This is a genomic window from Acidobacteriota bacterium (genome assembly GCA_038040445.1).
Taxonomy (GTDB): Bacteria; Acidobacteriota; Blastocatellia; order UBA7656; family UBA7656; genus Onstottus_A; species Onstottus_A frigus.
This window is the reverse complement of record JBBPIG010000012.1, coordinates 1-26,017: the sequence shown is the minus strand read 5'-3', so window position 1 is coordinate 26,017 and position 26,017 is coordinate 1. Positions and strand designations below refer to the sequence as shown.

The window sequence follows — 26,017 nt, the reverse complement described above, 5'->3', positions numbered from 1 at the left end:
ATGCTTCTGCTGCTCACACTCTGAGATCGATGATTTCTACCAGACACGCTTCGCGAACGCGCTGAACGGTTGCCGGGGCTTCAAGGAAAAACCACTCCGGGTGACCACGATCTCGCCGCGCGGCAAGGACGGCGTGCTTGAGCGCGAAGTACGCGGTGATCGCCAGTACCAGCGGCGGCTCGCCGACTTCCTTGGACGAAAGCAGATCGTACGGGTTCTCGGGGACCTCCGGGGCATCCGAGCGCGGAAACAGATCCACGTTGAATTCCAGCGGAATCGTGGTGGTGGCCGGCACCTTGTAGCGCCACGTGTTATCAGTATTCAACGCACCGCGGGCGGGGCCGTCCGGTTGAAATATCACATCCTCGGTGAGCACGTATCCCAGACCCTGGACATACGCGCCTTCGACCTGACCTATATCGATCGCCGGATTCAGACTCTTGCCCATGTCGTATACCAGGTCGGCGCGCAGCACGGTGGTTTCGCCGGTGAGCACATCGATTTCAACTTCCGTGCATGCAGCGCTGAAGGTAAACCCGGTGAAGTGATTGACCGTTTCGGAAACCGGTTTGGAAGCGTCTTGCTTGAAGATCAAACCGGAGTCGATTGCTTCTCCGCCCTGTTGCACGAAGCGCACCTGAGAAGAGAGATTTATGCGATCATTGTCGGCCGCCTGGACGATGTTTAGCCACACCAGCGTGGGGTGACCCTGGACCTCAACCGTCGCCTTCCATCCTTCGCTGTAGTCCCAGAAGTTGATGCCTTGCTTCTTGCACTTCGCCGGCCCATTCTGTTGCAGCAAGTCGAGGCAGTAATCCTCGAGCCTTCTGCGAAGAACGCGGCAGGCCTCCTGGACGGCGGCGCCGTTGAACGCCGTGCCGGTCGAGGCGCCGGTGCTGATCGGATTGGGCACCACCTGTGTATCGAGCGCGCTGGTCTCGATCAGCGAGAGCGGCAGGTTCAGTTCACGCGCGGCGATCTGCGCGACCTTCGTCAGCAGCCCCTGACCCATCTCCACGCCGCCGTGGCGCAGGAGGACGCTGCCGTCCTCGTCATAGACCTCCACGAGCGCACCGGCCTGCTCGAGAAACGCCGCGTTGTAGCCACTGCCGTATTTCACCGGAATCATCGAGATGCCCCGCTTGCGCCAGCGGTTTTGTTGGTTGAACTGCTCGACCTTGGCGCGACGGCGATCGAAATCGGAAAGCTTCGCTATGCGCTTCCAGACCTCGTCGAGATAACAGTAGTCCACGACTTGTCCGAAGGGTGTCAACTGCCCTTGCTGGTAGAGGTTCTTTGCGCGGACGTCTTCGGCAAGCATCCCTATGCGGTGCGCGGCCGCTTCAATCGCGTCCTCCTGCGCCAGCATTCCCTGCACCAAACCCATCGAACGCATTGCGGTGTTGCTCGCTTTGTTTGTTTGGCAGACATCTCCCGAGGTTTGATAGTTGGGAACCATGTACGCGCTGTCGCAGCGGAGCTGAATGCAGTCCATCACCACGAACGAACAGTCGTAGGTAGCGCCGCCATCGGCATGGAAATCAGTCGAGATACCCAGGATGCGGCCCTTCTCGTGGGGGTCGCTGGTATCGGCGATGGCTATGGCGTACTTACTGAACAGGGGGTGGCGGTGGCCGATCATTGCGCTGTCGTTTTCGCGGCGCACGGCCAACCGCACCGGCCGATGATGCTTCCAGGCCGCGACTGCCACTGCGGACGCTACATACGGGGAGCGGGTGGTCTTGCCGCCGTAACCACCACCCACGCGTTGGATCTTGACGTCGACGTGGCTGGCCGGGACCGCCAGGATGCCGCGGACGCCACCTTGCACGGAGTCTGGACTCTGGCTCGATGGGTAGACCACCATCTCATCGCGCTCGCCCGGCACGGCGACGCACGCCTGCGTCTCCATGTAGAAGTGAATCTGCGAGCCGCTTAACTGTGTCCCCCTGACCACCCGGCAGGGGATTCCGTCGATGACCGCCTTGTCGGCTTTGGTCCACGAGATATCGCTGGCCGGCCGCCGAATCTTCCAGATGTGGACTGGATACGGCGGCAAATCCTTGAAGATCGATTTCTTGCGAATGGCATCGGCTATGGTCAGGATGGCGGTCCCGGCCGGCGTGTACTCGATGCACGAGGTTGAAATGAAATGGGCGATATCGATTGCGAGTTGCTCGTTTGTTGCCAACACCACGCCGATGCACTGTCCGAAGTAGGTGACTTTGTCTGTTGCGAAGATGGGATCTTCAGCGCTTTGCGAGCCGCCTTTCGGGATGTCGCTCGCAGTGACGTAGTCCTGAAAACCGGTATACCGGGTTTTTAAGTAAGCAATCAGACCGTCGACGTCCACCGGACAATAGCTATCACCGTCGGGAATGCGATAGGCGATGGAGGCCAGCGTCTGCGAGCTGGTGACCACCGCGGATTCCATCGTCCGCTCCGGCCCCGCGATGTCCTGCGTGTAGCACGCCTCGCCGGTGGCTTGCAGGAAGGCGGCCAGCTTGACGAGCGGCAGGTCGACCGGATACTCGTCCTTGTACTTTTCGTAGCTCTGTTTGCCCTTGCTGACCGGGCGCACGGGACGTTCGCCGGCCGATCGCAGGTCCGGCGGTATGCTGCCGGGTGCGCGCTTCTCGGCAACGTGGACAAAGAACTGATAAAAGAAGCTCTCCGCCAGATGAGTCCGGTACTCCTCGGTGAATCCTTCATAGGGCAGCCCGCGCATGCGCTTCCGATTCTTCCTGAAATTCGCCGCAACATCGTCACGCACGCGCTTCAACGTTTGCTTCAAGCTCTTGTCGTCCCATGCCCTGCCGATCAGAAACTTTTCGGCCGATCGCGCGTGGAAGGCCACCGGCCCGATGCCGCCCAGAACGATGGCCGCGTCTTCCACCGTGCCGCCATCGGTGAAGCGGATCCGCAGGCCGGCGTTCACGATCGAATGCGCGTTCTCTTCCCGCAGCGCAGTCTTGTAGGTGCGGGCGTACTCATTCGGTTTAGTCCACCGCACGTGATAGCGCTTCAGTACTCCGTCTTGTAGCTCCTTCGAATCCTGATACTGGTGAGCGAACTCGAGGATCGGCAACTCGATGGATTTTCCGCCGTCGAGACTGACTTCGACTGCGGCATCGAGCGAAGCGAGAGCAGTGAACATATCCGAAGGAAATGGTTCGCCTTCCCGGATGTGCCTCACCACCAGCATCGTGTTTCCGGCTACCGTAGCCGCGTTGCGGACTATCGTGCCCGCGGTCCGCCGCGCCATATACCGCAGAGCTTCGACGCCCGCCTGTTGCTCGGGGGGTGAGTCTGCTACCAGCCGCTCGAGTTCGCTGAGGAGCTCGCCATAAGTGACTGCCGATCCGAACGAGAGACCGGCTTCCCCAACTTCGATTCCACGCAGCTCATCGAGTTGGGAGATGTCGATTAGCACGTGGGGATCTTCCACAAAGCGGTCGTACACGCCGATCGAGGTGTTCCCGCCGACGAGCTTCACCTCCGCGATACTCCCGTGCTCGGCCAGGATGGCATGCACCTGTTCAAGGGTGATGGGGCGAAACCAGTGGTATCCGTTCTTTGAGTAGTGCACTGCGCGCGGAGGGCGTTTCAAATCCCTGGGGAAAGATGTGTGCACTTTCTGGGCATGCGGCACGCGCTCGGCGGGGTCAACCACGGTGTGCAAGCATCCGGCCTCGTCTTCCGGTCCCCAGTCGCTGGCAAAGTGTTTCATGCCGTAGAGAATCGCGCGGTACCCGGTGCATCGGCAAAGGTTGCCATCGAAGAGATCCTCGATCTCCTTCTGACCCATGTTCCGCTCCTGGTTCGTGGCGAGGAACGCATGCATATTCATCACGAACCCGGGCGTGCAGAAGCCGCACTGAGAACCGTTCTCCTTTGCGATCCGGTACTGAACGGGGCTGAGTTTGCTGCGGCAGCTTCCCGTGCCTTCCGTGGTGGTGATTTCCATGCCATCCAACGAACAGAGCGGACGAAGGCACGAGTTGATTGCCAGGTATTCCACACGTTCCTGTGGTTGATCCCAGCGGGACAGCATCACGGTGCATGCGCCGCAGCCTCCCTGGGCGCAACTCTTCTTTGTGCCAGTCAGACCAACGCTGGGAGAGCGCAGCCAGTCCACCAGCAGAACCGTGGGATCGACTGACTCGATGACGAGGTCTGACCCGTTCAGACAGAACCGTAAATCGGCGGCGAATTGCCCGGCGGTCTCAGGGGTTGATGACATGAATGGTCCCTTTCGAAAAAACTAGCGCCTATCGGAACTGCGAGAGCTTCTGGCATCCGGACATGCGAGCGGCAGCGCGTGCGAATTCTTGTAGGTCGCATACTGAGCGAACGCCACCGCCAGTTGCAGGGACGAATCGAGCGGAATCGCGCTCGTGAACTGATTTCCGGGGAATGTAGCTGGATACGTGTAGTCCGAGAAGTACTGAGCGTTCGCTGGATTGTATTGCGTGCACATACCGCAGAAGTTGAAGATCGGCGGTACAGTTTGCCCTTGGAGATTGAGGTAGGGCGGCGGCGCGGCATAGGCGCCCATGTGGCAGCTCACGCAGCTCGAGTTGGACTGATCCACCGTGCCGGCCAGCCGTTTCTGGCAGCCGTAGTGCTCGAATATATTGATGGGCGCAAGCACCGTCTCCTGCAGCGGCCGGCTTTGCGACTCGGGGACGGCGGGGAAGCTTTTTGGATCGTTGCCCCATTGCACGCCCAGTGGCCGCAGCCGGCGCCAGATAGACTCGCCTTTTTTGCTGTCGTCGTAGTCCCTGCCGTCATAGGCTAGCGTGGAGTACACCCAACGGGTAGGAGAGCGGCTGTCAACGACTGCTAGATCGACCTGGACCAGGTGGACGTCTCGCACCTGCCGCTCGCAAGTAGAGTATTCAGTCGGCGTGTGTTGTTTGTGGCCGTTTGCCTTCCATGTGGTGGAGCCTTTCAAGTAGGGGACGTCGTTTTCGGTTGCAGTGGTATTAAGAATCTTTACGACCACCGTGCCTTCAGGAAACGGCATTCCCCGCGCGAAATTCTTGCCCGATTCCGCATAGGTGGCTGGCTCGCCCGACGGCGGAAACACCTTTCCTATCGACCACCCGCCGCAGGGGTTGTACATGCCTACGGACCACGTTTCAAAAAGAGGCGTGGGCTTCGCCCCGGGAAGAGTGTGCTTGCCGGTTCCGCGGCCCAACGCTATGAACTTCGAGAGCGCGGTGGAGAGTTCATTGGTCAACCCGTGCACGAACTCGCGTCCTCGCTCGCCGTCATACGCCATCCAGGGCACGTGGTACCAGCGAGTTTGACCCTTGACGTCCACGTTCCAGCCATCGGTAAAGACTTGGTCCTGTTTGACGTAGTCTATTATGTCCTGCACGTAGCCTTCCCAATCCTCCCATTTCGGATTCGGAGAGGTGAACGAGACCTGGCGCTTGAGCCACGGAGCTTCGCATTTGGGTTTTGTCCGCGGGTAGTTGTGGCTCAACTTGAAGGTGGGACCGCGCCAGTTGGGAGGCGGCTTGTCCACGCTGTTTCGAAAAGCCAGGCCCGCCGCGCCGGTCGCGCGGCTGGATTGACCGACCAGGACCGAGGCGAATGCGAGAGTTATCAAAGTTCCGGCTATTAGCAACCACCACTTATTTCGAGAATGGCTCATTGCTCCTCCATTGTTATGCCGAACTGAAGTAGATGTCATTCCTACTTTCGGCGGGATAACCACGTCACCAACTACCTGAAAGGCCCCTCTCAGATTTCGGTTCCTCCGTCCGCTTCTGCATCCTTTGAACCGGTTTCCCCGAACTGCTTTGTTGATTGTTTGTCACTGCTTCTTCGGCGGACCTGCCGAAGATCCCGGCGGCAAATCGTGCGAGCCGCTTGAGTGACGCGCGGTATATATCACAGTGCGCCGCCGAATGCTAGTAAAATCACGCTTGCGGGTCGGGGACTCCTAAAACCGGGATAGGCTCGCCGTCATCCCCGCTCCGGTGGATCGACCCCTTGCGCTCGGCTTACTTCTGTTCAGGGAATTTGAAACCGATGTAGGTCCCGGAGCTGATCCCCATCAACCCAAGCAACGTCGTGCTGAACTCCGGCATGGTCAGCCCGTTGTATACCGAGGAGACAAAAATAATCCCCAGCACAATGGTCCAGGCGAAAATCTGAAAACGATGGAAGCTATACCCGCTCGAGTCGCCGAGAATGTCTCGCAGAAAGCCTATGGAGGCGCCCGCTGAGGCTTGCGGGTTGAGCGCCCTGATTTGCTGATCGAGCTGGGCAAGTCTCGTCCGGCTCTCCTGGATTTGTCTGTTCAAGCTGTCGCGGTTGGTAAGATCATCCGGCGACATTGTGGTCTTCGCGTTAATGGCCGCGGCGTGCGACTGAAGCTCGGGGATGCTCTGCTCCAGCGCGTGCTTCTCGGCAGTGAGCTGCTGCAATTGCCCGGTCTTCGCGGCGTCCTTGCCGGAATCGATCAGGGCCTCGCTCAAAGCGGTGCCGGCGCTAATCCCCATAAGCCCGAGCAGCGACGGCGTGATCGTATCGAGCGACGCGGTAATCAGCCAGATGACCACGTACGATGCGTCGATCAGGAAGAACCAGAATGCCATCTGAGTGCGGCCCAGATTGTAAGGCCTGAGCTTTCCACTGACCGGCGCCGGGCCCGGCTCACGGATGAGGTTGGTAGTTCGCGCCAGCCAGAGCAGTAGTACCAGCGTCGCCAGAACCACGATCGACGCGACGACCCCGTACCAGGCTGAAATCACGGTAAGGGTGACTGGGGTATTCTCGAAGACCGAATCGAACGGCGACTGACCTTCCAGCCCCACACTAAGGGATACCGCTTTGCGAATGTCTTGCGGTGCGCCCAGCAAATCGACCCAGACGGCTTTATTCTCAGGTGTGATCCGTAAATGAAATTGGAGTTGGTTCTTTGCGGTGTGAATCTCTTCGGGATAGTTCCCACGAATCGCACGGCCGTTCAAATACGGAACGAGTTTCGAGGCATCGTTCTTTTCCGCCCAGTCGGAGAGGTGCTGGACCTCAACCCAAACTATGTCATCCAGCTCGAGGTTTCCTCCGTATGCTGTGACTACGGGGCCGTCGCTCGAGGTGGACTGAGGATTGGTCCCCTGGGCAGCTACGCGGTTAGTAGCGGCGACCAGAAACCCCAGCAAGATAAGTACAGAAATACCCACTGCCTTGGTTGGTTTCATCCGGGACTCTCCTTCTTTGGTGATTTGTCTGCCAAGCCTTCGCCGGGCATTATAAGCGATGATCCGGGAATTTAGGTTTCTTTTTTACAAGCGGTTTTGCCGAACGAGCCTACATCTCTGCGCAAAGACGAACAGCGGCTGGACCGGCTCGGCGTAGCGTTGACGACTCATTGCATGAAAGGTAGGGTAGAGGAGTCATCGCACACAAAAAGGGTCCGGCGAGATTCCGTTTCGAAGGTTCTGATGCACTTGTGGTTCGGGGGTTGACGTGGAGAGAACTTCAGCAATTGTGATGGAAGAAGTGACCGATCCGGCAGAGGTATCTAAGGCGCGGATTCGCCGTGCGGAGCTTGATCGAAACGTTGCCTGGCTTCGAACTCACGCCACGGAAGTCTACGAGAAGTATCGGGGTAAATTCATTTGTGTGGCTGGCGAGCAAGTGTTCGCCGATGACAGGTCTGAGGAGGCCCGTGCGCTGGCAGCCGCTGCTCATCCTGGGGATCAAGGCAGCTTCGTGCTATACATCCCTAAAGAAAAGATGGCACGCGTCTATGCTAATCAGCGGTGAATGGTTCCCATGTCCCGACGATGTTGTCCGCCTGATTCACACATCGGAGCCACAAGCTAAGAAACCGGAACAAGCCGGACGTGGTCGCGTTTGCAGATTCGACTGCCCGCCCGTACCCCAATTCGCAATCGGAGAGAATTTATGCCAAGACACTCGTTGCCAAAAAACTTGTTGGCGATGGTCGTTGCCCTTTCGATGTCGAGCACCGCGCTGGCCTTTTCACCAACAGCGCTGCCTGATCCACCAACGCCGCTGGCCGATTCATCAACCAAGCACTCGATGGAATCAATCGCGCGACGAGCACTAGCCGCTCACAAAGGGGAATCAGCGAATGCTATTGCCGAGCTGCGATCGATGGGGCCTGAAGGATTGCGCGCCTTTCTTGAAGCGAATCGCCCCGAGATCGAAGCGGCGATTTACACACCCGGCGACTCGCGCGATCGCTTGCGGCCGGCGCAAAACAATCAAGTGCTGGCGGCGCTTGACTCGATTTGCCAACAGAAGGATTGCTACGCGTCGCGGCTTTACTGGTACACAGACCTCGAGCAAGCTAAGTCTGCCGCGCGAGCGCAAGGCAAGCCCATCCTCTCGTTGCGACTGCTCGGGAGATTGGACGAAGATTTGAGTTGCGCCAATAGCCGCCTCTTTCGAATCACGCTCTATGCAAACGAACGGGTGTCCAAGCTCTTGCGTGAACGCTACGTTCTGCACTGGCAATCGGTGCGGCCGGTCCCTCGAGTGACGATCGATTTTGGCGACGGGCGCAAGATGGAACGGACGCTCACCGGCAACAGCATTCACTACGTGCTCGACTCCGATGGCCGCGTGATCGACGCGCTGCCCGGTCTCTACGGCCCGGTAGCGTTCTTGCGCGAGCTGGTTCGCGCATCCTCGGTCGCGGCGAGCCTGGCTGCGCTCCGAGCAGATGACAAGGGCAACTCCGCGCTGCGTCGATATCACGACTCGCGACTAGTCGAATTAGAGAATGCGTGGCTCATCGACGTGAAGCGAGCCGGCCTTCGAGTGGCGCCGTCGCGCGAGATTCCTAAACCCGCGAGCGCCGGTTCAAGCCCGCCGAGCGCTCAGAGGGCAGCCGCCGCTGCGATCTCCAAATCTGTGATGGTTGAGCGGCCCATACTCCGCAGCATGTCGGACAATCCGAAGTCGCTGGACTCAATTGGAAGCGACGCTGGCTGGTCGATGATTGCCGGGTTGCACGCCGAGGACGCGACTTTGGATCAGGCGACGCGCGCGTTGATGTTGTTCAAAGACCCATCGCTGTCCGGCGCCTCGCTTCAAGCGGCAGTCACGTCTCTTGAGCGTGCGGTTGCCGAAGACACCGTTCGCAATGAGTATGTGTTTCGCGCTCGGATTCACCGGTGGCTCGCGAGCGGAGCTGTGAGTTCCGACGTTGCGAGCTTGAATGAGAGGATCTACGCCGAGTTGTTCCTGACCCCGAGTTGGGACGCGTGGCTCGGCTTGCGGCCGGCCGGTGCCTATTCAGGGATCGATGAGGACGGAGTTCGAAAGTGATGCGCGGCAACTTCAGAGCAGCCATCAATTCTGCAATTCGGAATGATGTAAGTCTCTCGTTTGAGGTGGGTGCCCGTTCATTTGCTCTTCGCAAGTATTTGGTCTATCTGCTGACGGCAGGACTGAATATCCGGTCTGCTCAAATAGCTGCCATATGCTTCCGGCCCCCATTTCTGTTGAAGCTCTGAGAGCAACCCGGCGGCACGCGATGCGTAATCACGCATCACCGGCTCGTTGCCTGCGAGCTGGCTTGCGCGTGCCGCAATCAACCACGCATGCCACTCGGAGTCTCTTCGTCCTGAACGCGCGAACGTCGCTTGCGCCTGCAGCGCCGTCGTTGATGCGTTCTGGGCGTCGCCGGCTTTGAGCATTACCTCCGCAAGCGCAAGCAGCGCATTGGCAAGCAGTCCGGGATTGCTCTTCTCTTTCGCCATTGCCACTGCTTGCTCACACAGCGGCCTGCCTGCTTGAGGGGCACCGGAAAGTACGTGGGCTAAGCCAATTGTATATCTGGACTGAAGGGCTAACTCCTCGAATTGCGTACCCGCTACCTCGGAGGCTTGTTGAGCCTTTGCCTTGGCTTCCGGAAAGCGCCGCTCACTCAGCGCCATCTGGGCATATGACAGGTACACGCCTGCCAACAATCGCTTATAGCCGGACTCAGGGCGGTCTGCTATGGAAAACGCCTGATCAAGAGCGGCCCGCGCTTCCTGGTAACGTCCCAAAAGCCACAGCAAGGTGCCGCGGTTGAGCAGGTCAACTCCTATCCTTTGTTTTGCCCCCAGTGACTCATCGATCTTGTAACTCTCATCGAAGTGGGGAAGCGCCGCCGGGTACTGCTGTTGTTCCATAAGCAAGAGGCCAATACTCAACTGCGAAGAAGCTACCTGCGATGGGTCGCCTAGTTCGTTGGCAACTTGAAGCTGTTGTTCGAAAATCTGGAGTGCAGCCGCATAGTCTCCCTTTTGTTGATTGGCGCGTCCCAGCAAGATAAGGCCTTGCGATGTCTCTTTGCGATACCCTCCCGGCTGATAAAAAGCGAGCGCTTGTTCCGCGTAGCGTATTGTTTCGTCGGCATTGCGCCGTTGCTGATTCAAGCTTCCTAGCATCATCAAAGCCCTCGCCTCGCTACGACGCGCCTTTCTCCTCTGCGCAAAGTCAAGCGCCTGTTTGAAATATTTCTCCGCATCCGCTTGTTCGCCACGAAGCAAAAATGTAATGCCGAGCTCAATCAACCCGTTTGTCGCAAGGTCCTCGATGTTGTTGGCTTGCGCCAGATTTATCGCTTCCATTGCTTGCTGTTTGGCTCGCGCGGTATCTCCTCCGCTGTAAGAGACGCTGCTCAATTGCAATAGCGTTTTTATCTCCTGATACTTGTTGGAAGTGGTCCGCGCTATTTCCAGGGCTCTGTCCAATTGCACGCGCGCCTCGGCCAGCTTGTCTATTTTGTTCAGGAGGACGCCGCGCTGGTAGACCACCTCCGTGACCCCTTCCAGATTGCTCAAAGCCTGATAGATCGCTTCGGCTTTATTGAATGCTTCTGTGGCCTCTTTCAAATTCTGTTGCCGGCCGTAGAGGATTGCCAACCGCAGGAGGGCCGTTGCTGATTGCTGATCGCGCTTCGACGCTTCAAGGTAGCTCGCGATCGCATTCTCGATGTTCTCATTCTTTTCGTACGCGCGGCCCAGGTCCACATACGCGTTCGGTTTCTCCGAGTCCGTCGCTTGCTCCGCGATCGTGCGGTAGTGCTCGATGGCGGCGGGGAACTCGCGCCTTACGGTTGCCGCGATGGCATCCAGGTATTTTGCGTCGGTCTTCGGAAGCGCGGATCGATCTGGCACCAGCGATGACGCGGCTAACAACTCATCTTTCGCCTTGTCGGTGTAGTCTATCTCTGCGTATGCGTCGGCCAATCGCGCGTGTGCGAGTGCGAATTTGTCATCCAGCTCGACGGCTCGCTCAAGCGCCTTGCTCGCCTGATAGTAGGTGCCGTCTCGTAACGCGTGCTCTCCCTTCTCATACCAGAAACGCGCTTCAGCCGTTGGTTGATGCGGGGAAGGTCGCCACCAGTACAGGGCAGCCCAGACGATCAGTCCCGTCACCGTTATAGCAAGAATAGAAGAGCCGACCGAGAGACGTGGCCGGCGAATCACATCCGATAGCATCATCAGTGCGCTTGAATGCTGCGATGCTGCGGACTGAGTGGGCACGCTACGCTGCGGAGACGTTCCGCGGCCGGCTGAGTCTAGCGTCACCGTCAGCCCGTCTTCGGAGTCGCGCTCTAATTGCCTACTCAGACGCCGCAAATCGCCCAGCATATCCTCCGCCCTCTGGTAACGATCCTCTTTCTTGTTCTCGAGAGCTTTCATGACTATCCCACTCAGCTCTTCGGGGACCACAGGTGCGAACTGACTGACCGGCGGGGCCTGCTTTTGGATAATAAGTGAGATGACTTGAGTGGGTGTGGCCCCCTCAAATCCAAATGGCACACGGCCCGCGAGCATCTCATAGATCACCACGCCGAGACTCCAGATGTCAGAGCGCCCATCCACATCCATAAGACCGCTGGCTTGCTCTGGTGACATGTAACAGACGGTGCCGAGCACCAGGCCGGGCGCTGTGTTCATCATCGTCGGGACTTCGGTTTCTGTCGTCGTCACTTTCTCCCGCTGCATTAGCTTAGCCAACCCGAAATCCAACACCTTCACGTAGCCATCAGATCGCAGCATTATGTTTTCCGGCTTGATGTCGCGATGGATTATTCCTGCTGCGTGCGCTGCCGCTAATGCACTGGCTGTCTGCACAGCTACATCCAGCACCTCGCGAATGCTCATCTGAGAGCGAGCTATTCTCTTGTGCAGCGTCTCGCCATCTACGAATTCCGTAGCGATGAAGTGCGTGCCCTTCTCTTCGCCAAACTCATAGATTGTCAGGATGTTTGGATGATTGAGTGCTGATGCGGCTTGAGCTTCTTGCTCGAAGCGGTGCAAGAGATTTGGCTTTTGAGTTACATCAGAGGACAAGAGTTTAAGGGCTACCTTACGGCGCAGCCTTGTGTCGTCGGCGAGATAGACTTCGCCCATCCCGCCTGCGCCGATTGTCTTAATGATCCGGTAATGCGAGATTGTCTCTGAGACCATCAGCCTTCCTCAGGGTCCAGAAGCTGGCCCAGTTTAATCCTAAAGGTTCTTGCTTTCAATCAGGACGCCACTGGTGGCATCAACCCGCGCGTAGGAGGACCCCATTGACGATTGACGTGCAAATCGGTAGCGTGATCAATCATTGAGCTGAATTTGATCGAAGACGCTGTTAAGAACGGAGCAATAGATGAACCATGCTCTCGACTCTAGTGAGATTTTGGAGGCTCTATGACCGATTTCGAGACCATCCTGTATGAGAACCCAGCCGAGCACATCGCTCGTATCGTGTTGAACCGACCCGAAACCCGAAACTCTCAAGACACCAGAATGCTCTACGAGCTGAACGACGCCTTCGATATTGCCGCGCAGGACGACAACATCAAAGTCATTATCATCGCGGCGAACGGGCCGCATTTTTCTTCGGGCCATGATCTCCGTGAACGGGACTCTTATCAGAAGATGTCTGAATTCGGCACAGTTGGCACCTGGTGCGGCTTCACCTGTGCCGGCGCTGAAGCCCAGATGGCGCGCGAGAAGGAGATCTACCTCGGCTTCTGCGAACGTTGGCGCAACATTCCCAAGCCAACTATCGCGGCGGTCCAGGGCAAGGTAGTTGCCGGCGGTCTCATGTTGATCTGGCCGTGTGACATCATCATCGCCAGTGACGACGCGCAGTTTTGCGATCCGGTTGTCAGCTTCGGCATCGGCGGCGTCGAGTTCTTCGCTCACCCCTGGGAACTGGGCGCGCGGAAAGCTAAAGAGCTGCTGTTCACTTCGGATTGGTTTTCGGCAGCGGAGGCGAAACAACTCGGTATGGTCAACCAGATCGTTCCGCGCGACAAGCTCCAAGACGCCGCAATTGAGATGGCCAGGAAGATCACAACGAAATCGCTCTTTGCTCTCAAGCTGACAAAAGAGGCAGTGAATGTAGCTGAAGACGCGCAGGGTCGCGTGCAAGCAATGCAGACTTCGTTCGCGTTGCATCAGCTTGCGCACACGCACTGGTTGAAGCTCTACGATATGTTGGTTGATCCGACTGGCCTGCCGCCCGAAGTCGCGAAGATGTTGTCTGCCAAGATCGAGAATTCATAGTGGCTCGTACGTTGAACGCGTCGGCGCGGTACGGTAGAGTAGCGCTATGCACACTTTGGAAGTCGAGTTGCCCGATCAGACTGCTTCCAAGCTCCAGGAGGCAGCCGAGAAGTTAGGTATTACGCCGGAGTCTCTTGCGCAGATCAGCGTCGAGGAGATGTTGGTGCGACTTGACCAGGATTTTGTTGCTGCAGCCAGCTATGTTCTAAACAAAAATGCCGAACTCTATCGGCGTCTTGCCTGATGCGCTACCTGACACTCGAGCAGGTGATGGATTTGCATCGCCTCGTCATTTCTCAATCTGGCGGGGCCGCTGGCCTGCGTGATCTGAACGCCCTTGAATCTGCTGTAGCACAGCCGATGATGACCTTCGATGGCGTCGATCTGTATCGAACTCCGGCCGCGAAAGCCGGGGCGCTTGCTCACTCATTGGTTCAGAATCATCCATTCAACGACGGCAACAAACGTATTGGTCACGCGGCAATGGAAGTATTTCTCGTAATAAACGGCCTCGAGGTCGAGGCCGAAATTGATGAACAGGAAACCGTGTTTATGAAAGTCGCGGGCGGCGAACTGTCGCGAGCGGAACTGACGGATTGGATCGAGCAGCATTTGGCGGCGCTCTCCTGAGACGGTCGCTCGAAGGAAGAAATCATGCGAACTCAAGAAGAAAAAGGAATCAATTTTCGCGCGCTTCACGAACGGGACAGCGCGTTCATCATTCCGAATCCGTGGGATATTGGCACGGCGCGGCTCCTTGCGCATCTGGGCTTTGAGGCCCTGGCGACCACCAGTGCCGGTTACGCGTTCTCCATCGGGCAGCGGGACAACACCGTCGGCCGCGACAAAATGATTGCTCACGTGCGCGATATCGCCGCGGCAACGGATCTGCCAGTGAGCGCTGACCTCGAGAACGGCTTTGGGGATGATCCCGAAACGGCCGCGGAAACCATCAGGCTTGGCGCTGCGGCGGGGCTTGTCGGCGGATCGATCGAAGATTCCACGACGCGCCGGGATGTTCCTATCTATGAGCTGGAACGGGCGGCTGACCGCGTCCGCGCCGCCGCGGAGGCCGCCCGCGCTCTTCCGTTTCCTTTCACGTTAACGGGACGCGCAGAAAACTACCTGTTCGGAAGGCGCGATCTGAACGACACGATCAAGCGGCTTCAGGCATATCAGGAGGCGGGTGCGGATGTTCTCTATGCGCCGGGACTTGCGAGCAAGGAAGATATCGCCGCGGTAGTCAGTTCCGTCGATCGCCCGGTGAATGTGTTGATGGGACTCGCAGGCTTTCAACTAAGTCTCGCCGAGCTCTCGGAGATCGGAGTGAGGCGCATCAGCGTCGGCAGCGTGCTCTCTCGAGTCGCGCTTGGCGCGTTTCTGAGAGCTGCTGAAGAAATGCGAGATCACGGAACGTTCACTTTCGGCGAGGGAATCGTGAGCTTTCGGGATATCAGCTTGATGTTCGAAGAGTGAACCTCAGGTACACACAGAATCCTGTGAAGATTCGACAACTAACACCAAGAGACATAATCCAGCGCACACACGTTCAAGAGAGGTCACCGAATGAAAACCATCATGAGCATCTCGCTAATCATCGGGCTGATGACCGGAGCCGGTTACGCTCATCAGAATGAAACGAATCGTCCAGATCATCAGATCGAAGCTGAAGTCACAAAGGTACTGGACGATTATATGAGCGCGTGGAATCGAAAGGATCTCGCTGGCTGGGAGGGCACCTTTAGTTTCCCACACTATCGTCTTGCCAGCGGCAAGATGACAGTACTGGAGCGGCCCGGGATGCAGGATGCGGCGCGGGTCTGGGCCTCAGCAGGCAGCGATTGGCACCACAGCAAGTGGGATCGCCGGCGCATCATTCATGCGTCTCGGGATAAGGTTCACGTCGATACGAAGTTCACGCGATATCGCGCCGACGGGAGCAAAATCGGCACATATGAATCGCTGTACATCCTGACAAAAGAAAACGGACGCTGGGGCGTCAAGCTTAGATCGAGCTACGCTCAGTAGGAAATTCAATCGCAGAGCGAACCTGCTGGTTTGGGGGCCGTGGGCCGCCGACGGGAAGGGGAGCTTTTTGATTTTGAGAATGTCCATCCCATAATCGCACACGGCTGGAGCAAGACCATCAGGAAGGACTTTGTCATGTCGAGTTCCGAGCGGCCCTTTTTTGCTGGCGGGGTGGCACGGCGTTTGGTAGTGAAGGCATACGGTTTTTGGTGCAACCTGGGCGTTTCGGCTCTCACTAACGAAAGTGAATCGCGAGCGCTTCTACGGTTTGCCAAACCGATTTGACTGACACGATTAAAACCGGGAGAGGCTATGCACAATTTCTTGCAAGATCTTCGCTATGGGCTGCGAGTGATGCTTAAGAATCCAGGCTTCACGATCGTGTCCGTTGTGACGCTGGCGCTCGGGTTGGGCGCTAACACGGCGATATTCTCGTTGGCCGATCAAATACTCTTGCGGCTTTTGCCGGTCGAGAAACCGGAAGAGTTGGTTGTGCTTCGCTCACCCGGACCAAAACAGGGACGAGTGTCGAGCGATGGCGATGGGGCCGCCTCACTCTCATATCCGCTGTACAAAGAGCTGCGGGATAAAAACAACGTCTTCGCGGGGCTGCTGGCGCGATTCGCGGTTTCTCTGAGCGTTGCGGGCGAAGGCCAGACGGAACGCGCCAACGGCGAGCTGGTATCAGGAAACTATTTCGACGTTCTGGGGGTTCGCCCTGCGCTTGGGCGCGTATTCACCCAGGACGATGATCGCGTTGCCGGCGAAGGTCAGGTCATCGTCCTGAGTCACGGCTACTGGACCCGCCACTTTGGAGCCAACCCGGGTATTCTCAACAAGACGCTTATCGTAAACGGAACATTGATGACTGTCGTCGGAGTGGCGCGCTCCGGTTTCGACGGAGTGCAGGTCGGCCAAACGCCTGACCTTTTTATTCCCATAACAATGAAAGCCCAGATGACGCCGAACTGGGACGGGCTGAATGACCACAAGGACTTTTGGCTCGCAATCATTGGTAGGTTGAAGCCGGGACTTTCGCCTGCACAGGGCGAGGATGCACTCGCTCCGGTCTACCGCCAGATACTCGAAGAAGAACTTCCGCTGATGGGAAGGTTTTCCTCGGAGATGCAGCAACGCTTTCTTGAGAGGCGAATGTTGTTGGATCCTGGCTCGAGAGGCAGGCCGATTCTGCAGCGTGATGCGAAGGAACCTCTCCTTGTGCTGATGGGCATGGTAGGGCTGGTGTTGTTGATCGCTTGCGCCAATGTAGCGAACCTCTTGATGGCTCGTGGCGCTGCGCGGCAGCGAGAGATTGCCATACGCATGGCGGTAGGCGCGGGTCGCTGGCGGCTGGTGCGGCAGTTTCTCGTCGAGAGTCTCACGCTGTCCGTGATCGGAGGAGGAGCCGGGCTGCTGGTCGCCTCGTGGACAATCAGCTTGCTGGTTGGAGCTATTCCGGAAAGCACCGGGGCGGTTGGCCTCTCATCAAGTCTCGATCTTCGGCTGCTCATCTTCACCATCGCTCTTTCGGTTTTGACCGGGCTGTTGTTCGGGCTAATGCCGGCGATGAAGGCGACGCGGTTGAACCTCGAAAGCACGCTGCGCGAGCAAGGGTCCAGCGTTTCCGGCGGGCTCTCGCAGGTGCGTTTCCGCAAGGGGCTGGTCGTTTCGCAGGTTGTGCTGACTACGGTGCTGCTGGTGGGCGCGGGGCTGTTTGCGAGGAGTCTCAACAACCTCCAGCATCTCGACCTCGGACTGCGCGCCGATCATCTCGTCGCCTTCTCAATCGCTCCCGAACTGAATGGTTATACGCCGCAACGCACCATCGCATTTTTGGATCAGCTTCACCAGAATCTGATATCACAGCCGGGCGTCGAGTCTGTTGGCGAAGCTGTGATACCCGTGTTCACCAACAGCAATTCGTCCGCCAACATCACCGTTGAAGGATACCAGGCACAGGACGAAGAAGAGATGGAAGCCCACCAGAACTGGATCGGGCCCGGCTACTTTTCCACGATGGGGATTCCGCTTCTGGCAGGGCGCGAATTTGGATTGGCGGACACAACGAGCAGTTCGAAGGTCGCGATCATCAACGAATCCATGGCCCGGCGCTTCTTCGACAATCGAAGCCCCATGGGCGCGCATTTTACCTTCGGCGCGGGCGACAAGGTTCGTCCGGATATCGAAATCGTAGGCGTGGTGAAGGACAACAAGCACGCCACCGTTCGCGACAAGGTGGGACCTTTCGTTTATCTGCCCTACTCCCAGTTCAAGACGGTTGGGAATATCACTTTTTACGTGAAGACCAGGCAGGAGCTCGGTGCTGTGTCCGCGGGATTGAGGCGCGAAGTGCAACGACTGGACGGCAATCTGCCCGTGTTCGATCTAAAGACGCTCGAACGGCAAATAGACGAATCGCTGTTCGCCGACAAGTTCCTGACGTTTCTTTCGCTGTGCTTTGCGCTGCTGGCGGCGTTGCTTGCCTCAATCGGACTGTACGGCGTGATGGCCTACACGGTGACGCGGCGCACCCGCGAAATCGGCATTCGCATGGCGCTGGGAGCGACTCGGGGAATTGTGTCGTGGCTCATCTTAAGAGAAGTCGTCGTGCTGGCTTTGGTGGGACTTGTGGTCGGGTTGCCAGCCGCTTACGGGCTTGGCCGGTTGACGGAATCGCTGCTGTTTGGCGTGAAGGCCGGCGACCCAATTGTATTTGTTGGAGCCGGGGTGCTGTTGAGTGCGGCGACTCTGCTTGGGGGTTATCTCCCCGCGCGCAAGGCCGCAAGCATTGATCCGCTTGCGGCGCTCAGATGTGAATAGTAACTAGGTTCAGGGTTCAGAGTTCCGGGTTCAGGGTTGACGTTTTATTTATCAGCTTCGACGAGTGTCAGAACGTAGAACCGTGGACCCGGAACTCTGAACTCTGAACCCGGAACCCTGAACCTTGAACCCGGAACCCTGAGAAAAGGTGAATCATGGAAACCTTGTTGCAAGACGTGCGATATGGATTCAGGATGCTGCTCAAGCGGCCGGGCTTTACCTTGATCGCCGTTGCGACGCTCGCGCTCGGCATCGGCGCGACCACGGCAATCTTCTCGGTAGTCAACGCGGTGCTGTTGCGTCCTCTGGCGTATTCAGAACCCGGCCGGATCATGGCTTTATCGCCCACCAGGGCCGGGTCGGCCCTTTCAGCCGCGAGCGAACCGAAATTTGTGTTCTGGCGAGATCACAGCCGGTCATTCGAGGGCGTCGCCGCGACAACCGGAATGGGCTCGGGCGTGAACTTGTCGGGCGGGAATGAACCGGAGTTCGTAAGCGGCGTGAAGGTCTCGGCTGATTTCTTCCGCGTGCTTGGCGTGCATCCGGTTATCGGGCGCGACTTCACCGAACAGGAAGATTCGCCCAACGGCGAACAAGTGGTTATTCTCAGCGACGGTTTATGGCGGAGGCGTTTCGGCGCTGATCCGGTGGTGGTCGGCAAGACTGTTTTGATCAACGGCAAAGATTACACCGCCATCGGCATCATGCCGCCGAGCTTTCGCTACGGCGCACAGGCAGCCCTGCTGTTCCCGATGCGGACGAATCCAGCGAGCGGCGAGGAGGGGCACAACTACACCGTGCTGGCGCGACTCAAGCCGGGCGTGTCGCAAGAGCAAGCCGTCGCAGATATGAAAGGGGTCTTTGACAGGTTCGGCGAAGCGTATCCAAAGATGCTCTGGCGTCAGGAAGACGGCATTGGAGTCGAGCCCTATCTTGCAAGCCTGACTGCTGAGGCGCGCCCGCTGTTGCTGATCATGTTGGGCGCGGTTGGCTTTGTGCTTTTGATCGCGTGCGCCAACGTCGCCAATCTACAACTGGCGCAAGCTGCCGGACGCGGTTCGGAGATGGCTGTGCGTCAGGCGCTTGGCGCAAGTTGGTCTCGGATCGCGCGGCAGTTGCTGACCGAAGGCGTCGTGCTCGCGCTTGTTGGCGGACTTGCGGGGTTGCTCCTGGCTCAATGGGGAGTAGAGATGATCGCGGCTTTCATACCGGCGGATCTGATTCCGCGGACCGGTGAAATCGGTTTCGACTGGCGAGTGCTGGGCTTCGCGTTCGGCGCATCGGTGCTCACCGGTCTGGTGTTCGCGTTGGCGCCGGCGATCAAAGCAGCTCGAGTCGACGTCAACCACTCGCTCAAGCAGGGTGGAGGAAAAGGAGCGATTGGCGATGATCGCGGGCGAGTTCGCAGCGCGTTGGTGATGTCGGAAATTGCGCTCGCGCTCGTGTTACTGATCGGCGCCGGCTTATTGATTCGCACCTTCGCCAGCTTGCGCGGCGTTGACCCCGGCTTCGATCCGCGCAACGTGCTGACTTTCGAGGTCGCGCCAAATGGCGAGCAATACAAAACGACGGCCAAGCACACCGACTATGTCCAGCGGTCGCTCGAACGGCTCAAGGCGATACCCGGTGTTGAGGCCGCTGCGGTCACCAGCAATTTGCCCCTGAGCCGCTGGCTCAATCTGACGGTCGAGGTCGAGGGGCGCCCAAATTCAGAGCGCTCAACCGAGTACCGCATGATCACGCCCGAATACTTCCAGGTTATGCGGATGGCGATCAAACGAGGACGCGAGTTCGCCGAGACGGACATGGCCGGTTCGGAGCCGGTGGCGATCGTCAACGAGACATATGCGCGTCAGGTGTTCAAGGAAGCCGACCCGCTCGGTCAGCGGTTAATCGTTCAACGCTCCGCTGCGAACGGCCGATCGTGCCAGGTTATTGGAGTGGTCGGCGACTTGAAACAATTCGGGCTAAGCTCGCCCGCTCCTGCCGCGGTGTTTGTGCCGTTGGCGCAAGTGCCCGACAAGGTATTGCTGGTAGCCCGCCAGTATGTGACGATGAAGTTCGCCTTACGCACGGCTATCGATCCGCTGACTCTGACGTCTACCGTGAAGCGGGAGATGCTTAACGTCGATCCGTTGCTGCCGGTGACCAATATTCAATCGCTTGAACAGATCGTTTCGCTGTCGCTGGCGCAGGATCGGTTCAACACCGCGTTGCTCGGGTTGTTCGCAGTGATAGGATTAGTGCTGGCGGTGATCGGCATCTATGGCGTCGTAGCTTACTCGGTGGTGCAGCGCACCCGCGAGATCGGGATTCGCGTAGCGTTGGGCGCAAGTTCAGGGGATGTAGTGAAGCTGGTTGTTGCTCAGGGCATGTTGCCCGCGGTGATCGGGATCGCGATCGGGCTGGGCGGGGCGATCGGGCTGACCCGCTTGTTGTCGAGCTTCTTGTTCGGGGTCACCGCGACCGATCCGATCACATTCGTTGTCACTGCGGTGCTGCTGACGGTTGTGGCTCTGGCAGCCTGTTTCATGCCGGCGCGCAGAGCCGCAAAGGTTGATCCGATGGTCGCGCTCAGGTATGAGTGATACATTGATTTCCGATTTCCGATTGCCGATTTGCGATTGCCGATTTCACGCTGAAGGTGAACAAGCAATCCGCAATCGCCACTCGGAAATCGGAAACATAATGAATAAGGCCGAGCTGAAAGCGAGAACAAAAAGATTTGCATTGAGAGTTATGAGTTTGGTTGAGGCTCTTCCAAAGACCGTTTCAGGACGGGCGATTGGCAACCAACTCGTGCGCAGCGGCACTGGAGTCGGATCTAACTACCGAGCTTGCTGTCGGGGTCGATCGCGGGCGGAGTTCATTGCCAAGATTGGGGTCGTAGAAGAAGAAGCTGATGAGAGCGCCTTTTGGATGGAATTGATCATCGGGGGAAGCCTTCTCCCCGCCGGCAAGGTCGAGCCCTTGCTTAGGACGCTAACGAACTGGTCGCAATCATGGCGGCCTCGCGGATCTCAGCAGCGCGCCGGAAGCAATCGGCAATCGCCAATCGGAAATCGAAAATATGATTATGGAAACTGTCATCAAAGACGTCCGCTTTGGAATCCGAATGCTGCTGCGCAGTCCCGGGTTCACAGCAGTGGCTCTGCTTGCGATCACGCTTGGCATCGCCGCCAACACGACCACGTTCAGCGCTATGGATGCGACGCTGTTTCATCCGTTTTCTTTTCCGAATCAGGACCGGCTGCTGATGCTTTGGGAAGCCAACCCGCAACTTGGCTTCAAACGCGGCTCGGTTGCGCCAGCCAACGTCAACGACTGGCGTGAGCAGAATCAAACCTTCGAACAGGTTGTTGCCATCAGCCAGCGCTACTTCGATCTGACCGAGCTCGACGAGACGGAGCGGTTCTTGGGTTACCTCGTGTCGGCGAGCTTTTTCGACGCGCTCGGTGTCCGGGCGATGTATGGCCGCACGTTCGCGCCCGATGAAGGCCAGGCGGGCAAGCAACAAGTCGTCGTTCTGAAGCACAATCTCTGGCAGCGCCGCTTCGGCGCGGACCCGAACATAGTCAACCAAACCATCCGGGTCAACGGCAAGAACTTCACCGTGATCGGCGTGATGCCGCCGCAGTTCAACTATCCGTTCAACGGCGGCGAGATGTGGGCGCCCATCGTCTTCGACGCAAAAGACCTGACCAACCGCGGCGATCATTATCTGCAAGTGATGGGCTTGCTCAAGCCGGGCGTGACCAGCGAACAAGCTCGCGAAGACCTCAAGGGGATTGCGGCGCGCGCGGCCGAGCAGTTTCCGGAAACCAACGCCGGACGAAGCGTCAACGTCCTTTCAATGACGGAAGACGCAACGCGCGGCTCGCGCATGTACGCGCCGGTGATGCTGGCCGCTGTCGGCTTCGTACTGCTGATCGCGTGCGCCAACGTCGCAAATCTGTTGCTTGTGCGCGGTGCATCCCGGCAGAAAGAGATCGCGATTCGATTGGCAATGGGCGCGAGCCGGTGGCGGCTCGTTCGCCAGTTGCTCACCGAGAGTTTGCTTCTAAGTCTGGCCGGCGGCGCGCTCGGATTGCTGGTTTCGGTCTGGGGCGTAGGAGCGCTCTCACGCGCCATCCCCGACGATTTTTCCAAGTTCATCCCCGGCTGGCATAACCTTGTCATCAATCGAACAGTGTTCGTCTTCACGCTCATCGTGTCGGTGTTAACCGGCCTGCTCTTCGGGCTGGTTCCGGCGATGCAATCCACCAAGACGAATTTCAACGAAGCTTTGAAAGAAGGCGGCAAAGGCTCATCGGGCAAGGCGTCGCACAATCGCGCGCGCAACATTTTGGTGGTTGCGGAGGTCGCGTTGTCGCTGGTGCTGCTGATCGGCGCAGGGTTGATGATTCGCAGCTTCGTCGAATTGCTACGATCGGACCTCGGCGTCAAGCCGACAAACGTCCTGACTATGGAAGTTTCGCTGCCAAATGAAAAATACGGTAAGGTCGAGACGCGACTCAGCTTCTACAACCAGCTTCTGGATCGCATCGAAGCGTTGCCCGGTGTGACGCGCGTCGGTGGGGTTGGCAATCTGCCTATGGGCGGGTTCAACAACAGCCATGGCATCGAGCGAATCGGGCAGACCGTTTTTCCGCAAGGTAAGCAACCAAACGTCCTGTACACTCCGGTTACGCCCGGCTATTTCGAAGCCATCGGTACCCGGCTCATCAAAGGCCGTAACTTGACCAGCCAGGATCGCGGCGATTCACCGCGCGTCGCGTTGGTCAACGAAGCGTTCGTGAACGAGTTCCTGCCCGGCCAGGATCCCATCGGACAGCAGTTCGCACAACCCCGCGGTCCGGCAGTGTCGATCATCGGCGTGACGGCCAATGTGATGAATGCAGACTTCGATGACAAACTCGAGGCGCAGATTTACGCCCCTTACACGCAGGAGGTATGGCGCTCGATATCCCTGGTGATTCGCAGCGCCTCTGACCCGGCGCAACTCACTTCTGCAGTGCGTGGTGAAGTGAGCGCGCTCGATAAGACGCTGCCAGTCTTCAACGTCCAACCGATGGAGCAAGTAATCGCTTTTCGAATGTCGCCCAAGCGATTGGCGTCGTCGATGATGGCGGTCTTCGCGCTGCTTGCGCTCGTGCTTGCGGGGGTAGGCATCTACGCGGTGATGAGCTACGCCGTCTCCCAGCGCACTCACGAGATCGGCATTCGCATCGCGTTGGGCGCCCAGGCTCGAGATATTTTTAGGCTGGTCATCACCCAGGGATTGACGCTAACTCTCATCGGCATCGTCATCGGACTTGCAGGCGCCTTTGCGATGACCCGGGCGATGGCGCAGATTCTGTACGGGGTCACTTCGACCGATCCGCTCACCTTTGTGGGAATCTCGGTGTTGCTGGGTACCGTCGCGATGGTGGCGTGTTATGTACCCACGCGCAAAGCAACGAAGGTCGACCCGATGGTCGCGCTCCGGTGCGAATGAGATGCCGGGCGTTGAGGATCGAGGATAGAGGATCGAGGATAGAGGATCGAGGATAGAGGATCGAGGATAGAGGACGGAGGATCGCGATCTTCGATCCTCGATCTTCTCCGTTCGGGCTAGTGTTCGCGTCTGACAACCATAACCGGGCACGGGGATTTCTTGATAACATTTTCAGTAACAGACCCGATGACTGCTTCGCGCATCTCTTCGAGCAAACCCGCGCCGCGCCTTCCAACTACTACCAGGTCGGCGCCAATCTCCTTCGCGTAAGCTACAATCACCGCGCCCGGCTCGCCTCGCCGGCAAGTGTGTTCAATCGGGAGTTGTGAAGGGTCGGCTCCGCACAACGTGGAGAAGCGCTGCTCGGTTAACTGCTCCACGGCTTTATGAACCTCTTCGTCAGTGGAAGTTCCGGCGAGCAAGCCCTCTCTGACTGCGATCCTTAAGTCGCTTCCTGTTTGAACGTGCAACAAGTAGAGTTTCGCGTCGAGCTGCCGAGCCAGATCGGACGCTCTTTCAAAGGCTCTCTGGGCGTGCTCGCTGAAATCGGTTGGCACAAGGATGGTCTTGATCATGACTGTGACCCCGGATTGATGCGTGAAGAGTGAAACGTGATGCGTGATGCGTGATGCGTGACCGGACGAGGTGGAAGTGCGCGTTCATCAGCATCCATCCGGTCACGCATCACGCATCACTCTTCACGCATCACTCTACCAATGCTCTCGCATCAGCTTTGGAAAAACAGCAAACGCTTCAAACTGGCTTCGGCTCTTGACCGCGATAGCAATGATGACGCCCGTCCAGAGAAAATACAAAGCGGTAATAACTTCCTTACCGTGGTGGGCGAAGCCTTGGACCTGATCGGCTGAGATCGATAGCCATCCGGCGACGTGCACCGCGAAGTTGTTGTCAGGCATCGCCGGATCGATAGGCTTTTCGAATCCTGAAAGCACGAACTGAGCGGCCCAAAGGGTGAATAGCAGCGCCGCTTCCCACCAGGTGAATTTCATGTTCGCCAGAAACAATGCGCCAAGCAGCGACTGTCCTATTGTCATCAGTACCTCGAGCTCTTGATGCGAATCGAAATCAATTGTATCCGCGCGGCCGAGCGCAAACCCGTATGCGATCGGAAGCATCGCAGCAAGCATCGTCCATTGGTTGATGTTCGAGCTGACCATATTCATCAAGGCCATCGGCGCGCTGGTCACCCGCCGCGCCCAGTTGAACGCGGAAACTTTTTCGGGGAACTCCGACAAGAAAGGCGCGACCCACTGAACAAAGACGAACGTCGAAATCCCGAGCCCGATGGCAATAGCTTTCAGGCTCTCAAGAAACGGGTGCGCCGCGAAGTACAGAATCAACCCGCCCCCCGCGAACATCGCCCCGATCATCGCGTTTCGAAGCGGCCGGCGCTGGCGCAGGATGAATCGCGGGATGCGATCCAGGTCTTCGATCCTCTCTTCTGACTGAGGCGGAATCTTCTTGAGAAAGTAGAGATAGACGAAGTAGATCACCGACAAGACTATTGTATCAACCCAGCTAAGCGTGCCCTTAAGCCAGATCACCGCGAAATAAGCGATAGCCACGAGCAGGAAGACTATCTCGATCGCGTGCTCGCGTTCGAGCTTGATTTCTCTGAGCCGCTTCTTGCTCTGTCTGCGATAAAAGATCGCAGCGGTGGCGTAGATCATCGGCCAGCCGAGCCCAACCAGGAGACGCAAGCTCCCCGTCAGGTTCGCGGTCATCAAAGAGGTCGCGTGTAGCTTCACCGAGGGAGTGATATTGGGATCGCCGGCAACAAGTCCGGCTTGCCAGGCGATGACCGCTTCGATGGCGAACTCCGGCAACGTCTGAAGCCACGCCAGCATTGCAAGAGCGAGCCCTTGCGAGATCAGAAACTGCGCGGCTTCGGCGGCCCAGGCGATCAGCATCGCCGAGCCTAGCACCGATGGAAAGGTCCACGCAGCCGCGCCCGCGCCCTGAATGAACGCAAATGCTGCCGCGATTGGCTTGACGATCGATTTGAAAATGGCTGGGTGTGGCATCAAGGTCCGAGCGGGTTCAACCTGGGAGCGCAGGCATCCCTGCCTGCTTTGCGTTGCGCTAGAAGAGGCAGGCA

16 protein-coding genes and 1 pseudogene are annotated in these 26,017 nt (G+C 58.0%); 11 read left to right on the top strand and 6 right to left on the bottom strand.

What is annotated here, in order from left to right:
* Nucleotides 1-13: 13 nt before the first annotated feature.
* The 3 genes from AABO57_14455 to AABO57_14445 form a co-directional block, all read right to left on the bottom strand.
* Complete coding sequence (locus AABO57_14455; GenBank protein ID MEK6286937.1) at nt 14-4,243, bottom strand: molybdopterin cofactor-binding domain-containing protein; 4,230 nt, start codon at nt 4,241-4,243, stop codon at nt 14-16.
* 21 nt (nt 4,244-4,264) lie between these two features.
* Complete coding sequence (locus tag AABO57_14450) at nt 4,265-5,665, bottom strand: hypothetical protein (protein ID MEK6286936.1); 1,401 nt, start codon at nt 5,663-5,665, stop codon at nt 4,265-4,267.
* Nucleotides 5,666-6,017: 352 nt separating this feature from the next.
* Nucleotides 6,018-7,220 (bottom strand): hypothetical protein, encoded by a 1,203-nt coding sequence (locus AABO57_14445; GenBank protein ID MEK6286935.1) that lies wholly within the window; start codon nt 7,218-7,220, stop codon nt 6,018-6,020.
* Nucleotides 7,221-7,488: 268 nt separating this feature from the next.
* Here AABO57_14445 and AABO57_14440 point away from each other — a divergent pair, with 268 nt between their 5' ends.
* Together AABO57_14440 and AABO57_14435 are read left to right on the top strand one after the other, a co-directional pair.
* Complete coding sequence (locus tag AABO57_14440) at nt 7,489-7,788, top strand: hypothetical protein (GenBank protein ID MEK6286934.1); 300 nt, start codon at nt 7,489-7,491, stop codon at nt 7,786-7,788.
* A gap of 141 nt (nt 7,789-7,929) precedes the next feature.
* Nucleotides 7,930-9,321 (top strand): hypothetical protein, encoded by a 1,392-nt coding sequence (locus tag AABO57_14435; protein ID MEK6286933.1) that lies wholly within the window; start codon nt 7,930-7,932, stop codon nt 9,319-9,321.
* A 77-nt stretch (nt 9,322-9,398) separates the two neighbouring features.
* Here AABO57_14435 and AABO57_14430 read toward each other — a convergent pair whose 3' ends face one another.
* Nucleotides 9,399-12,461, bottom strand: a complete 3,063-nt coding sequence (locus tag AABO57_14430; protein ID MEK6286932.1) for a tetratricopeptide repeat protein — start codon at nt 12,459-12,461, stop codon at nt 9,399-9,401.
* A gap of 228 nt (nt 12,462-12,689) precedes the next feature.
* On the opposite strand from AABO57_14430, the gene AABO57_14425 reads away from it, so the two are divergent.
* The 9 genes and pseudogenes from AABO57_14425 to AABO57_14385 all read left to right on the top strand — a co-directional run bounded on the left by AABO57_14425 (nt 12,690) and on the right by AABO57_14385 (nt 23,898).
* Nucleotides 12,690-13,553, top strand: a complete 864-nt coding sequence (locus AABO57_14425) for an enoyl-CoA hydratase (GenBank protein ID MEK6286931.1) — start codon at nt 12,690-12,692, stop codon at nt 13,551-13,553.
* A gap of 46 nt (nt 13,554-13,599) precedes the next feature.
* Nucleotides 13,600-13,797: a DNA-binding protein gene (locus AABO57_14420; GenBank protein MEK6286930.1), complete on the top strand. Its 198-nt coding sequence runs from the start codon at nt 13,600-13,602 to the stop codon at nt 13,795-13,797.
* A complete protein-coding gene (locus tag AABO57_14415; GenBank protein MEK6286929.1) occupies nt 13,797-14,183 on the top strand; it encodes a type II toxin-antitoxin system death-on-curing family toxin in 387 nt (128 codons plus the stop codon). Before AABO57_14420 ends, AABO57_14415 begins: the two co-directional genes overlap by 1 nt.
* Before the next feature lie 24 nt (nt 14,184-14,207).
* Nucleotides 14,208-15,029 (top strand): isocitrate lyase/phosphoenolpyruvate mutase family protein, encoded by an 822-nt coding sequence (locus tag AABO57_14410; protein MEK6286928.1) that lies wholly within the window; start codon nt 14,208-14,210, stop codon nt 15,027-15,029.
* A gap of 90 nt (nt 15,030-15,119) precedes the next feature.
* The gene (locus AABO57_14405; GenBank protein ID MEK6286927.1) at nt 15,120-15,581 is read left to right on the top strand and encodes a hypothetical protein; all 462 of its coding nucleotides are present in this window, start codon (nt 15,120-15,122) and stop codon (nt 15,579-15,581) included.
* Between the two features lie 312 nt (nt 15,582-15,893).
* A complete protein-coding gene (locus AABO57_14400; protein MEK6286926.1) occupies nt 15,894-18,401 on the top strand; it encodes an ABC transporter permease in 2,508 nt (835 codons plus the stop codon).
* 155 nt (nt 18,402-18,556) lie between these two features.
* Complete coding sequence (locus AABO57_14395) at nt 18,557-20,989, top strand: ABC transporter permease (GenBank protein MEK6286925.1); 2,433 nt, start codon at nt 18,557-18,559, stop codon at nt 20,987-20,989.
* Nucleotides 20,982-21,329: pseudogene (locus AABO57_14390) on the top strand (four helix bundle protein). The gene AABO57_14395 and the pseudogene AABO57_14390 overlap by 8 nt, the downstream one beginning before the upstream one ends.
* A 142-nt stretch (nt 21,330-21,471) precedes the next feature.
* Nucleotides 21,472-23,898 carry an ABC transporter permease gene (locus AABO57_14385; protein MEK6286924.1) on the top strand — a complete coding sequence of 809 codons (2,427 nt, stop codon included), beginning with the start codon at nt 21,472-21,474 and terminating at the stop codon, nt 23,896-23,898.
* 116 nt (nt 23,899-24,014) lie between these two features.
* Here the strand turns inward: AABO57_14385 and AABO57_14380 are convergent, their stop codons facing one another.
* Entirely contained in the window at nt 24,015-24,473 is a 459-nt protein-coding gene (locus AABO57_14380) for a universal stress protein (GenBank protein ID MEK6286923.1), read from the bottom strand.
* A gap of 135 nt (nt 24,474-24,608) precedes the next feature.
* Nucleotides 24,609-26,017, bottom strand: a 1,409-nt coding sequence (locus AABO57_14375; GenBank protein MEK6286922.1) for a hypothetical protein, incomplete at its 5' end; no start/stop codon positions are given.